This window comes from Streptomyces sp. NBC_00523 (assembly GCF_036346615.1).
GTDB lineage: Bacteria > Actinomycetota > Actinomycetes > Streptomycetales > Streptomycetaceae > Streptomyces.
The window spans coordinates 189,094-200,814 of the sequence record NZ_CP107837.1; the positions used below are offsets into that span (position 1 = coordinate 189,094).

Below are 11,721 nucleotides of genomic sequence, written 5' to 3' on the forward strand. Positions count from 1 at the left end.
CCCCGAGTTGTGCAACCGCTAGCGCGCAGGCGCCTGGAACGTCACCTCGGGATTGCCCGGCGTCGGTCCGGCGAGCAGGCGTTGCGGTACGCCCTTGAGGTGGAGGTCGAAGAAGGCGGCGACGTAGTCGCGGGTGATGTCGCCGGAACGGTCGGCGGGCAGCGGGGCCGAGGGGTCGCTGATACCCAACTGCGCCCCGAGCAGAGGAAGATCGGTGAAGGTGAAGTGACCGGCCCCGGCGACCGTGAGCCACCTCTTCCAGCCGTCGAGGCGCGCCCAGTCGCGGTCCCACGTGGTGTCGAAGGTGCCGCCGGACGCGTGGTCGGCCTCGGTGCCGAGCATCATGAACGGCCGGCTCCGGAGCCCCTGGGCGGGGACCGGGTCGAAGAAGGTCCCGTCCATGTTCACGCCCGCCCGCACGCGCCGGTCGGCGGCCATCGTGGACGCGGCGGAGTCACCGCCGATGGAGTGCCCGGCCATGCCGATGCGCCGCCGGTCGATCATGGAGGCGTACCGCCAGGCGGGGTGACCGCCCGTCAGCCGGTCCAGCAGGAACGGGACGTCCTTCGCCCGGCCCCGGGCGACCTCCGCATACCCCTCTTCACCGGCCCGCTCCACGTAGTCGCAGGCGGCACAGGGCAGGACGCGCCCGCCCGGGAAGACGGTGGCAAGGGACTCATGGGCATGATCCACGGCCGCGACGACGTACCCCCGGGAGGCCAGATCCGTCGCGAGGGACGTCAGCGTGAAGCGGCTCTGCCCGAACCCGGGCGAGAGCACGACGAGCGGGAACCGTCCGCGCGCGGGGGCCGCACCGGTCCGCGCGTACGTCTCGGTGGCCCCGACCACCTCGGGCGCGACGACGCCGCCCAACCCCTTGTCCTCCAGGAGCAGTTCCGCCTCCTTCACGCTCATGTACGGGGCACGCGCCCCGGTCCCGGTCCGCGCCGGATAGAACACGGACACCAGCAGCTCACGCGCCCCCGCCTCCGGCACGTACGGGTCGGCGCGCCCGGTGTCCCGGAGGTGCACGGTGTCCTCGCCCACGGCGTACGGGCCGGTCGGCGCGGGCAGGCGCAGCTGCTGGGCGGGGGCGGTGAGCGCGGGGCCGTTGCCGGCGGGCGCCGGGGTGGCGGCGACGGCCGGGAGGGTGGCCGTTGCCCCCAGGGCGAGGACGAGGAGCGAGGCGGCCAGGGTGCGGTGACGAGTTCTCATGCCCCGAACGTTAGGCGGGGGTCCGCTGCCCCAACGTCCGCCCACGGTCTGCGTTTTGGTACCTCCGCGGTCGGACGGGGCGGGGCGCGTGTCGTACCACGGGCCTACGGGTGGGCGGTGACCGGGAACGGGGCCTACCTGGCGGCGGCATCCGGGCCGAGCAGGTCCCGCGCCGCGTAGTACGCGTGCAGCGCGGCCTCGCTGCCGGAGCCCAGGGCGGTCATGATGCGCTGGTAGCGCGCTGAGCGGAGGTCACCGGCGATGAGGACGCGGGGGTGCTGGCCGGAGGGCGCGCAGTAGCCGTCCGCACCCCGCACCAGGTCGCCCGGCGGGGCGGCGGGCGCGCTGCCGAGGCTGAGGAAGACGGCGTCCGCGGCCAGTACGCGCCGCAGACCGTCGGGGGCGGTCACCTCCGCCGCCGCCCCCGAGAGCGTCAGGTGTCCGACGGGGACGAGTGTGACCCGGGGGTCGTCGCGGATCTCGTCCGTCTTGTACGCGTCGGCCGCCGGGTACGCCACGAGCAGGCGGGCATCCGTGTCCGGGTGGGCGCGCAGGAAGGTCCCGATCGGACGGTCGCCGCCGAGTACGAGGAGGGTCCGGCCCTCCTCCGCCCCGGCCTGCCACAGCGGCGGCAGGGTGAGCCCGTCCGGTGCGGTGATCCAGGGGGCGTCACGCGGCTGGAGCGGGCCGACGCCGGTGGCGACGACGGCGTACGGGGCGGTGAGGCGGGCTCCGGTGTCGAGTGTGACGGTCACGTAATCGTCGGCCGCGCGCAACTCACTCACGTAACAACCGAGTTCGACCCGGCACAGCTCCGTGCCCAGGACCTCCGCCGTGATGGCTTCGGCGAGCGCCGGGCCGCTGGTGTGGCCGCCGAGCACGTTGCCGAGGGCGGGCACGCGGTAGAGGTTCCGGCACAGCCGGTCCGGCTCGACCAGCACCGTACGCAGCCCGACCCCGGCGGCCATCCTGGCGGCGGCGCAACCGGCGGGGCCGCCGCCGATGACGAGCAGATCGGTGTCGTACAGCGTGTCGGCCATGGGGCCATTCCAGCACCAAGCACTCCGGACTGCAAAGAGTTCTTCGCGAAGAACTCTTTGCGAAGAACTCTTTGCGGTTTATCGTGTGCCGCATGGCTGATGTGGTGAAGGGGCCGGACGGCCCGGACGTGGACAGGGAATCCGTCGTCCTGGATGCCAAGGGACTGCGCGCCCTGGCCCATCCGGTGCGCGTACAACTGGTCGGGCTGCTGCGGAAGTACGGTCCCTCGACGGCGACCCGGCTCGCGGAGCGGCTGGGGGTGAACTCGGGAACGGCCAGCTACCACCTGCGGCAGCTCGGCGCGGCCGGCTTCGTGGAGGAGGACACCGGTCTCGGCAATGCGCGGGAGCGCTGGTGGCGCTCGGTGCACCGCACGATCTGGTTCAACGATCCGGAGCTGGCCGAGCGGGAACCGGAGGCGGTCCTGGCCTATCTCCAGTCCGTCGCCGCCATCCACACCCTCCGCCTCCAGCAGACGCTGAACGAGCTCCTGACGATGCCCCCGGCCTGGCGGAACTCCTTCGACATGAGCGACTGGGCGCTGCGCCTCACGCCCGAGGAAGCCGGCTCCCTGGAACAGGAGTTGAAGCAGGTCGTCGCCCGCTACCGGCGGGACCGGCCGGAGGACGCGGCGAGCGCCCCCGAGGGCGCCGAGCGGGTCAGCGTGATCACGTACGTCCTGCCCGAACTGGACGGGCCCGGCGCGGCGCCGTACCCCGGGCCCCCGGAAGCGGAAGACGGACCCGCGTCATGACCGAAAGCCCGTCGGAGAGCGGCGGCATATCCGGTACGAGGTCCTTACGGCCGCTTGTCGGGGTGCTGACAGCCATGGCGATGTCGCTGACGGGCACACGGATCTCCGTCGTGGCGCTGCCCTGGTTCGTCCTCGTCACGACCGGCAGCGCCGGCCGCACCGGACTCGTCGCCTTCTGCGAGATGGCCCCCTACGTGGTGGTCAAGGTGTTCACCGGACCGCTGGTGGACCGGACCGGACCGCGGGCCGTTTCCTGGACCACCGACCTGGCCAGCGCGACCGCGGCCGCCGCGATTCCCGTTCTGCACGTCCTGGACATGCTCTCCTTCCCGCTGTTGCTGGGCCTGGTCGCGCTGATCGGGGCGGCCCGGGGCCCCGGCGACCTGGCCAAGGAAGTGATGGTCCCGGAAGCGGCCGAACGCGGCCGGGTGCCGCTGGAGCGCGCCACGGGTCTGTCCGGCGTGATTGAACGCCTCGCCTCCACGGTCGGCATGGCGGCCGGCGGCTCCCTGGTGGCACTGTTGGGCCCGCTGACCGCGCTCGCTGTCAACGCGGGCTGCTTCGCCCTCGGTTCGGTGGTCATCCGGGTCGTGCTGCCCCGTGACACGGAGCGCTCCGCCGACGACGCCCCCGGCGCGGCGGAGGAGGCGGAGCCGGGCTACTGGCAGCGGTTCGGCGAGGGCTTCGCCTTCCTGCGCGGCGAGCCGCTCCTGCTCACCGCCATCGTCATGATCGGCATCACCAACCTGCTGGACGCGGCGTTCACCTCGGTCCTCGCCCCGGTCTGGGCCAGGGACTCCGGCAACGGGCCGACCGCGATCGGCCTGATGGGCGGCGTGATGGGGGCCGGAGGGGTCGCCGGGAGCCTGATCGCCGCGGTGGTCGCGCACAGGCTGCCGCGGCGGCTGGTGGTGCTCGGCGGGTTCCTGCTGGCCGGAGCACCGAGGTTCCTGGTGCTCGCCTCCGGCGCCCCGCTGTGGGGCGTGCTGGCCGTCTTCGCCGTCAGCGGGTTCGGGGCGGGCTTCGTCAACCCGGTGATGGGGGCCGTCCTGGTCGAGCGGGTGCCGCGCCGGATGCTGGGCCGGGTCAACGCGCTCGGTGACTCGCTCGCCTGGGCCGGCATCCCTCTCGGCGGACTGCTGGTCGGGGCCGCGGTGACCGCCACCGGACTCGTGCCGATGCTGCTCACGTGCGGGGCCGTCTACTTCCTGACGACGAACCTGACCGGACTGCGGCCCGAGTGGCGCGAGATGGACCGTACGCGGGTCCCGGGCGGCGGATTCCGGGTTCGGGCCGATGCCGAAGGGGGCACCCCGTAATCTGCCCCGCATGCCCGAAACCACCGCACCCGCGCCCCGCGACGACACCCCCGAGGACTCCCGGCGGGAGCTGCTGCGGCAGACGTTCGACGAGGACGCGGAGCTGTACGACCGGGCCCGGCCGGGGTACCCGGTGGCGCTCTACGACGACCTCGCGGAGCTCGCCGGGGCGCGGCGCGGCAGCCGGGTCCTTGAGGTGGGCTGCGGGACCGGGCAGGCCACGGTGCCGCTGGCCCGGCGGGGGTGCAGGATCACGGCCGTCGAGGCGGGGCCGAGCATGGCCGCGGTCGCCCGGCGCAATCTGGCCGGGGCGGCGGACGTGGAGGTGGTGACGTCCGCGTTCGAGAGCTGGCCGCTGCCCGCGGAGCCGTACGACACCGTGCTCGTCGTCACCGCGTTCCACTGGATCGACCCGGCGGTGCGCGTGCCCAAGGCGGCCGACGCGCTGCGGACGGACGGGGCGCTCGCCGTGGTGCGCACCCAGCATGTGCGGGGCGGCACCGAGGAGTTCTTCGTGGAGGTCCAGCGCTGCTACGAGCGCTTCGATCCGGAGACGAAGCCCGGGACGCGGCCGCCCACCGCCGCCGAGGTCGGCAACGCGGACCACGCGGAGGAGGTGGCGCGCAGCGGCCGCTTCGGCCCGACGGTCTTCCGTCGTTACGAGCACGACGTCACGTACACCACCCCGCAGTACCTGGACGTGCTGCGCACGTACTCCGGGCACCGGGCGCTCCCGGAGCCCGCCCGGCGTGGGCTGCTGGACTCCATCGCGGAGCTGATCGACGGGCGGTACGGGGGCCGGGTGACGAAGCGCTACCTGATCGAGCTGGGGGTCTCGCGCAGGCGCTGACCGCTCACTCGCTCACGCCCGCGATCCCCCAGCCCCGGCGGGCGGCCTCGGCCAGGACTTCGCCCCAGTTGGTCAGGAGGCGGACGAAGGCGTCGAAGCTTCTGTACTGGGACGCTTCAGAGCGTTCCTCGTAGGGTGCGCGAAGCTCGTCGAGCCGGGGCCGTACGCGCTCCCAGGTCGCGAGCAGGTCCCGTACGCCTTGCGGGGACTGCGCGACCAGCAAACCGTAGCCCCCGGTGAAGAAGGCGTGGCCCTCGCCCGGCTCCTCGTCGTCGAAGTCCGGACCGTCCCAGATCAGCCCGCCGAGCAGCGCGTCCAGCTCCGCCCGCACGGCCGGGTCCACGTGGTCGCGGGCCTTCTCCCACGCCTCCCCCGCCCAGAAGTGCGGCTTGTACGAGCCGAGGGTGCCCGGGAACTCGTACACACCGAACAGCGCGCTGTGCGGCCCGCGCGGCCACTCCCACCCGTCGTCGGTCCCGTCCCTGTCGTAGTCCCACAGCCCGGTTTCGTCGTCGTACCAGGCGTTGCGCAGCCGCTCCAGCCGCTCCGGAGGCGGGACTTCGGCCAGCCAGGACCAGTCGGCGATCAGTGTGTTGAGGTCGACGCCCATGGGGCGAGCCTATCGACCGCACGTACGAAGATGCCTTCCCTGTCGCCGGGGCTTACGGGACGTAGACGAGGCGCTCGTCGCTCCGGTGGTCGTTCCACGCCTCCCCGATCCCGGACGGCGCCACGGCGCGCGCCCGGACGTCGAGGGCGCCCTCGGTGACCGCCGAGGCCAGTTCCGGGAGTTCGGCGAGAAAGTCGCGGGCGGAGAGCGATCCGATGCCGCTGCCCACGATCTCCAGCCGGGCCTTGCACAGCGCCGCGGAGGGGATCGGTGCGCTCGGGCCCGCCATGGAGCCGATCTGCACCCAGGTGAGCGGGGCCGAGCGGTCGGCGCGCGCGGTGAGGAGGGGGAGCATGGCGCCCGCCGCGGGCTCGCCCCGGACGAAGTCGAGGACGACGTCGACGTCGGCCGCGGCGGCGATCTCTTCGAAGGTGAGCGCGCGGTCCGCGCCGAGAGCGGGCAGCTCGGCCAGCCGGCCGGCGTTCCGGCCGACGGCGAAGACCTCCGCCGCGCCGAACCGCTTGGCGATCTGGACGGCCATGCGTCCGGCGCTCCCGGTGGCGCCGAGCACGAGCACGCGCTGCCCGGCCCGGAAGTCGATGCGGCGGCGCAGCGCGACCCAGGAGGACATGCCCGGGTTCATCGCGGCGGCGATCCGGACCGGGTCCGCGCCGTCGGGAAGGACGATGCTCCGGCGTACGTGGGTTCCTTCGGCCCTGGACCGGGTGAGGTGGTGCAGGCCCGCCGCGAACACCTCCACGACCCTCTCGTGCTCGCCCCGGGCCACGGGTTCGGGGTGCTCGCGGTGGACGGGCGGGGTGCCCCGCGCCGTGATGCGATCCGTCGGCCTTCCTCGGCCTGGACAAGTCGACCCTGTCCGGCCTGATCTCCCGGGCCGAGGCGCCCGGCCGGGCGGACGGGCGCGCTGGACGGTTAGGGCCCCTTCACCCCCGCGCCGGACAGGCGTCGCAGGAGCAGGGCCGCGCCCGCGGCGGTGGCGAGTTCACCTGCGGACAGCGCTGCCCAGACTCCGTTCGCGCCGAGGCGGCCGAGGGTCGCGACGAGCGGGACCTTGATCAGGAGCAGGCTGCCGATGGAGATCAGGTAGGCGGGTGCCGGGCGCCCCAGGGACTGGGCGTACGCCGCCGCCAGCGGGGCGATCCCCGCGACGGTCAGGCCGATGGCGAGGACGCGCAGCGCCCGGCCGGCGGTGCCGACGGTCTCGGGGTCGCTCAGGAACAGCCCGGTCAGGGGTCCGGCGAGCAGCGCGAGGGCGGCGGCGGTGAGGACTCCGTACAGCAGGGAGCCGAGCAGGGCGATGTCGCGGGCCCGCAGGGCGCGCCCGGGCAGGCCACGTCCCGTGTTGTAGCCGACGATGGGCTGGAGCCCCTGGCCGATGCCGGTGTGCGGCATCAGCACGAAGGTCTGCAGACGGGCGCAGACGGCGTACGCGGCGAGCGCGGTGGCCGATCCGGTCGCGGCGAGGGTGGAGTTGACCAGGACCGCGAGCAGGGTGACGCCGGTACCGGCGAGGAACGACGGCAGCCCCACCCCGAGCAGGGCGCGCAGCGTCGGGCCGTGCGGCAGCAGGTCCCGGGGGCCGATCCGGTACGGGCGACGCCGCCGGCCGAAGAAGAACCACAGGCTCATCGCGGCGGAGACGGCCTGCCCGCCCACGGTGCCGAGGGCCGCGCCCCGTACGCCCATGCCGAGCCCGAAGATCAGCAGCGGGTCGAGGGTGATCTGCACGGCGACCGGTACGAGCCACAGCAGCGTCGAGTACCCCATGCGGCCCTCGGCGCGTACCAGGCTGGAGAAGCCGGTCGAGACCAGCGCCCCGCAGAGCAGGACCACCGCGTACGGGTGGGCGAGGTCGCGCAGTTCACCGCGGGCGCCCAGGAGGGCAAGCAGCGGGTCGAGCAGGGCCAGCCCGATGACGGTGGTGGAGACGGCGCAGATCCAGAACAGGGTGAACGCGTTGCCCGCCGCCCGGGCGGCCGCCTTCCGGTCCCCCGCGCCCAGTGCGCGGGAGACGAGCGAGGCGCCGCCCGCGCCGACCGTGGTGGACACCGCGCCGAGCAACAGCAGCAGTGGGGCGACCAGGTTGACCGCGGCCATCGCGGTGTCGCCGACGCCGTGACCGACGAACCAGGCGTTGGTCAGCGCGTACACGCCGTACACGCCGACCGCGGCGGTGGTCTGGGCGCAGGAGCGCCACAGCAGCCGGCCGACGGGCTCGGTGCCGAGCCGGGTGGTGTGGTCGGACGCGGAGTCGGCGTGCGTGGTCGTCACCGGCGGGTGCGACCGAGCAGGGCCATGGCGTGGTCGAGCCGGGGGCGGGCCCAGTCGTACTGCTTGGTGTCGGTGTGGCCCCGGTACACGGTCTCGATGACCATGATCAGCATCAGGTGCAGGCAGTACAGCCGACGGCGCACCCGCTCGGTCCCGGTCAGTTCGCCGTGGCCGTATCCACGCAGGAAGGGAGCAGGGTCGCCGAAGTCGGACATCTGGGTGCCGGTGAAGCAGGCTTCGATCAGCGGGTCGCCGTAGAAGGCGCGTTCATGGTCGATGACGCAGACGATCCGGCCGTCGCGGACCATGACGTTGCTGTCCCACAGGTCCCACTCCACCAGACGGGGTTCGGTGACCTCGTCCAGGCTTCCGGCGTGGTCGGCCAGGGCCGCGCGGATGGTGTCGTAGTCCCACCCGATGTCGACCCCGCGCCGCTCGCCGTCGGCGAGGACGTCCTCGACCATCCCGGTGAACACCCGCCGCCAGCTCTCGTCACCCGGCCCGGCCAGCGGCCCGAATGCCTTGCCCCGGACCGAGTTGATCTCCCGGTTGAACGCGCCGAGCTGTTCCATGTACGCGTCGCGCTGAGCGGCGGTGAGGGTTCCGCCGACGATGCCGAGGTTGTCGGCGTCCACGAACGGCATGAAGAAGTAGTCGGCGTCGCACAGTTCGCCGGTCCGGTCGGCGAAGTCCACGGCGGGGACCGGCACGGAGGTGTGCGCACGCAGCAGGTCCAGCGTGGCCAGCTCGATCGACATCGCCCCGCGCTCGTAGGTCATCACCTCCACCCCCGGCGGCGGCGCGATCTTCAGAACGACCTCGGCCCCGTCGCGCAGCCGTATGCGATAGGCGACGTTGAACCACCCGTGCCCCAGCTCGCTCGCCCACCCGTCCCCGGCGGGCACCCGCCCGGCCCCGTAGGCGCGTTCGACCATGGCGCGGAGCGCGTCGGACGGCTGCCTGTTCTTGGTGATGCTCTCCACGCCCTGTCCCTTCGACCGTGCCCGGCCCGCCCCCGTCCGGGCCGGGCGGGGCCCCGGGGCAATTCCTTACCATGTGGTCGGTAACTTCTCCAGAGGGCGGCGGGGCCGGAGAATCACTTCGCTGCCGATCGGGGTGAATCCGCAGGCCAGAAAGGCACGGAGTGAGCGGGCGTTGCCCGGGGACACGGCGGCGAAGAGCGGTGCGCCCGCCGGAACGAGCGTGAGGGCGTCCGCGAGGAGGCCGCGTCCGTCGCCGTGGCTGCCGAGGTGGGGGGCATGCAGTTCGATGCTCAGTTCACGCCGTCCGGCGAGGCCGTCCGCCAGCGTGATGAGCCCCCGCTCGTCGCCGTAGACCTTGATGCCGGTCCTCAGCTCGCGGGCGTGCAGGACGCGCGGGTGATCGTGCGCCTCGTCCCCGAGTTCGGCCAGTCGTGGCGTTCCGCCAGTGCCACGGGTCGTCAGGGTGGCGTCGGTGACACCGATCGTCCCCTCGGGGCCGGCGAGGTGGCGAAGGAAGTCGGGGGCCAGGGAGGCGCCGAAGCCGTCGGGCCGACGGGCCTGCACGTCTGCGGCGTCCAGGGCGGTGGCGATCACCGCGTGGCCGGTGAAGGCGACGGAGGCCTCCAGGCCACCGGACAGCGGTGGCAGCACCGTCACACCGCCGTCGCAGGGCGGGAAACGACCGTGGGCGGCGTCGGTGAAGTAGGACAGGAGCGGGTGCGGCTCAGTCACGGGTGGCCACTCGGGTGGCGAGGAAGTTCAGCAGAGCGGCGTTGACGCGCTCGGGCTGCTCGGCACCGGGCAGGTGGCCGGCCTTGTCGATGACGGCCATCGTCGCGTCGGGCACGAGGTCGCGGATCGCCTCGGCGTCCGCGACCGGGGTGTACGCGTCGTCCGCGCCGACGACGATCAGGACCGGCTTCCGGACCGCCGCCAGTGTGTCCCGGTAGTCGGGGCGCTCGGCCCGCCCGCGCAGGGCTGCCGCCGCGCCGTGGGGGTCCGTGGCGCGCATCATGCCCAGGACGCGCTCGGCGACCTCGGGCATCGCGGTGACGTTGTACGCGGCGAGCATCTTGTCGATCACCTCGCTCGCGTACCCGTCCATCCCCTCGGCGAGAAGCCGGTCGGCCAGGCGGTTGCGGAACGCCTTGCCCTCCTCGGTCTCGGCGGGGGCAGAGGTGTCGGACAGGACCAGGGCCTGCACCCGCCGCGGGTGGAGACGCTGGAACTCCATGGTGATCTGACCGCCCATCGAGACGCCGCCGACCACGGCCCGCTCGATACCCAGGTGGTCGAGGAGCGCGGCGAGGTCGTCGGCGAAGTCGGAGAGCAGAACCCTTCCCCGGGTGACGCCGCTGTGCCCGTAACCACGCAGATCAGGGGTGACGACCCGGTATCCGGCCCCGGACAGCGCCTCGGCCTGGGGTGCCCACAGGGTGCGGTTGAACGGATGACCGTGAATCAGGAGGACCGGCAGACCGGTGGAGGGCCCGAGGTCGTCGTAGTGGATCGTGGCGCCGCGCAGCACTGTCGCGTTCATGCGGGCACCCTAGCCGGGTGATCGACGGGGATGCGGACGCGTTCTGCCTGCTGAGCCTGTCTTGTCGTCAGCCCCATGTCGGCGACGGCCAGTTCGACACAGCGGGGCGTTGCGCTACGGATCGATCCGTCCGGTCAGCCGCCAGTCGAGGTACGTGGCCAGGCTGGGGGCCACCCAGGTGCGGCTGTCGTTCTCGTGGTTCCAGACGAAAACGTCGGGTCGGTCGATCGTGGAGAGGAGAGCGAACAGGTCGCCGTTGCCCGCGTCCGCGAAGAAGAGGAGTGGGGTGAAGGGCATGTAGAGAGCGGGGAACCCGGGGTCCTCGCGAAGGCCCTGATTCGTGGCGGCCATGTTCTCGGCCGACCAGATGAGGCCGTCTCCGTACTCGTCCTCGATCCCGTCGGTCTCCCGCAGAAGAGCGACCAGGTCCTTGGGCAGCGGATGACCGAGAACCGTGGCGCAGCGGGCCAACGACGACTCCGAAGCGGGAGGCCGGAAAACGGCCGTACGAGACAGGGCCGTGACGGCTTCGGTCCACACCGCTGATACGCCTTCCATGGGCTCAATGCCACCACGAGACGACGGTGAGTCGCCGTTCGGCTGCCCGTTGGTAGAAGGCGCGGAGTGCCTCGAAGTGGCCGGCGAGGTACGGGCGGGGGTCGCCGGTGACGTTCATGCCCAGGACGGTTGCCGCTTCTTGGGCGTCCGCCGGAAGCGCCGCGATGGCAGCATCCCAGTCGATCGCGGCGAGTGCCGTGGCGATCTCCGCCACCGCGGCGGGGGCGACGGCTGCGGGCGGAGGACCGAAGGAGCCCACGGCGTCCTCGTGGTCGAGGTAGGAGACGTCGGGCAGCGTGTCGCCGCGGGTGGACCGTTCAAGTGCCGCAACTGCCGCGTCTCCGGCCTCTGCCAGCTGAAGGAGTTGGCGGAGAGGCCCGGGCGACCAGTCGAGATCGATCCAGTCGGCCCTCGGCGGGTCCCACTGGGGGTTGGCGTCCGGAGAGACCTCCGCTGCCTGACGGCAGAGATCCAAATGCTCCGTCGTCACCCGTGCGAGCTGCTGCGTCACTGCCATGGCGGCAAGTGTTCCGGACGAGCTTCGCCGCTCACCAGCCGA

At 72.8% G+C, this 11,721-nt stretch carries 13 protein-coding genes; 3 read left to right on the forward strand and 10 right to left on the reverse strand.

The annotated features are described in order from the left end of the window. Window positions 1-18: 18 nt before the first annotated feature. Together OHS17_RS33305 and OHS17_RS33310 are read right to left on the reverse strand one after the other, a co-directional pair. Window positions 19-1,215: an alpha/beta hydrolase family protein gene (locus OHS17_RS33305; RefSeq protein ID WP_330315532.1), complete on the reverse strand. Its 1,197-nt coding sequence runs from the start codon at window positions 1,213-1,215 to the stop codon at window positions 19-21. Between the two features lie 134 nt (window positions 1,216-1,349). Further along, window positions 1,350-2,255 (reverse strand): FAD-dependent oxidoreductase, encoded by a 906-nt coding sequence (locus OHS17_RS33310; protein ID WP_330315533.1) that lies wholly within the window; start codon window positions 2,253-2,255, stop codon window positions 1,350-1,352. A gap of 92 nt (window positions 2,256-2,347) precedes the next feature. Here OHS17_RS33310 and OHS17_RS33315 point away from each other — a divergent pair, with 92 nt between their 5' ends. Genes OHS17_RS33315 through OHS17_RS33325 form a run of 3 tightly spaced genes read left to right on the forward strand, consistent with a single transcriptional unit; the run spans window position 2,348 to window position 5,179 of the window. Further along, on the forward strand, window positions 2,348-3,010 hold the full coding sequence (locus tag OHS17_RS33315; RefSeq protein ID WP_330315534.1) for an ArsR/SmtB family transcription factor: 663 nt from the start codon (window positions 2,348-2,350) through the stop codon (window positions 3,008-3,010). Next, window positions 3,007-4,329 (forward strand): MFS transporter, encoded by a 1,323-nt coding sequence (locus OHS17_RS33320; RefSeq protein ID WP_330315535.1) that lies wholly within the window; start codon window positions 3,007-3,009, stop codon window positions 4,327-4,329. Before OHS17_RS33315 ends, OHS17_RS33320 begins: the two co-directional genes overlap by 4 nt. A gap of 10 nt (window positions 4,330-4,339) precedes the next feature. Further along, a complete protein-coding gene (locus OHS17_RS33325) occupies window positions 4,340-5,179 on the forward strand; it encodes a class I SAM-dependent methyltransferase (protein ID WP_330315536.1) in 840 nt (279 codons plus the stop codon). Between the two features lie 4 nt (window positions 5,180-5,183). Here OHS17_RS33325 and OHS17_RS33330 read toward each other — a convergent pair whose 3' ends face one another. The 8 genes from OHS17_RS33330 to OHS17_RS33365 form a co-directional block, all read right to left on the reverse strand. Further along, window positions 5,184-5,789: a hypothetical protein gene (locus OHS17_RS33330; protein WP_330315537.1), complete on the reverse strand. Its 606-nt coding sequence runs from the start codon at window positions 5,787-5,789 to the stop codon at window positions 5,184-5,186. A gap of 52 nt (window positions 5,790-5,841) precedes the next feature. Beyond that, on the reverse strand, window positions 5,842-6,576 hold the full coding sequence (locus tag OHS17_RS33335; protein ID WP_330315538.1) for a zinc-binding dehydrogenase: 735 nt from the start codon (window positions 6,574-6,576) through the stop codon (window positions 5,842-5,844). A 146-nt stretch (window positions 6,577-6,722) separates the two neighbouring features. Continuing rightward, window positions 6,723-8,081 (reverse strand): MATE family efflux transporter, encoded by a 1,359-nt coding sequence (locus tag OHS17_RS33340; protein WP_330315539.1) that lies wholly within the window; start codon window positions 8,079-8,081, stop codon window positions 6,723-6,725. Continuing rightward, the gene (locus tag OHS17_RS33345) at window positions 8,078-9,064 is read right to left on the reverse strand and encodes a phosphotransferase family protein (RefSeq protein ID WP_330315540.1); all 987 of its coding nucleotides are present in this window, start codon (window positions 9,062-9,064) and stop codon (window positions 8,078-8,080) included. Before OHS17_RS33345 ends, OHS17_RS33340 begins: the two co-directional genes overlap by 4 nt. A gap of 66 nt (window positions 9,065-9,130) precedes the next feature. Further along, window positions 9,131-9,796 (reverse strand): hypothetical protein, encoded by a 666-nt coding sequence (locus OHS17_RS33350; protein WP_330315541.1) that lies wholly within the window; start codon window positions 9,794-9,796, stop codon window positions 9,131-9,133. Next, entirely contained in the window at window positions 9,789-10,604 is an 816-nt protein-coding gene (locus OHS17_RS33355; RefSeq protein WP_330315542.1) for an alpha/beta fold hydrolase, read from the reverse strand. Before OHS17_RS33355 ends, OHS17_RS33350 begins: the two co-directional genes overlap by 8 nt. Window positions 10,605-10,718: 114 nt before the next feature. Then, on the reverse strand, window positions 10,719-11,162 hold the full coding sequence (locus OHS17_RS33360) for an SMI1/KNR4 family protein (RefSeq protein ID WP_330315543.1): 444 nt from the start codon (window positions 11,160-11,162) through the stop codon (window positions 10,719-10,721). Between the two features lie 4 nt (window positions 11,163-11,166). Beyond that, the gene (locus OHS17_RS33365) at window positions 11,167-11,679 is read right to left on the reverse strand and encodes a DUF1877 family protein (RefSeq protein WP_330315544.1); all 513 of its coding nucleotides are present in this window, start codon (window positions 11,677-11,679) and stop codon (window positions 11,167-11,169) included. Window positions 11,680-11,721 lie beyond the last annotated feature (42 nt).

Coding starts and splice junctions, on each gene's coding strand:
- OHS17_RS33305 (WP_330315532.1), bottom strand. CDS start 1,215: ATGAGAACTCGTCACCGCACCCTGGCCGCCTCGCTCCTCGTCCTCGCC.
- OHS17_RS33310 (WP_330315533.1), bottom strand. CDS start 2,255: ATGGCCGACACGCTGTACGACACCGATCTGCTCGTCATCGGCGGCGGC.
- OHS17_RS33315 (WP_330315534.1), top strand. CDS start 2,348: ATGGCTGATGTGGTGAAGGGGCCGGACGGCCCGGACGTGGACAGGGAA.
- OHS17_RS33320 (WP_330315535.1), top strand. CDS start 3,007: ATGACCGAAAGCCCGTCGGAGAGCGGCGGCATATCCGGTACGAGGTCC.
- OHS17_RS33325 (WP_330315536.1), top strand. CDS start 4,340: ATGCCCGAAACCACCGCACCCGCGCCCCGCGACGACACCCCCGAGGAC.
- OHS17_RS33330 (WP_330315537.1), bottom strand. CDS start 5,789: ATGGGCGTCGACCTCAACACACTGATCGCCGACTGGTCCTGGCTGGCC.
- OHS17_RS33355 (WP_330315542.1), bottom strand. CDS start 10,604: ATGAACGCGACAGTGCTGCGCGGCGCCACGATCCACTACGACGACCTC.
- OHS17_RS33360 (WP_330315543.1), bottom strand. CDS start 11,162: ATGGAAGGCGTATCAGCGGTGTGGACCGAAGCCGTCACGGCCCTGTCT.
- OHS17_RS33365 (WP_330315544.1), bottom strand. CDS start 11,679: ATGGCAGTGACGCAGCAGCTCGCACGGGTGACGACGGAGCATTTGGAT.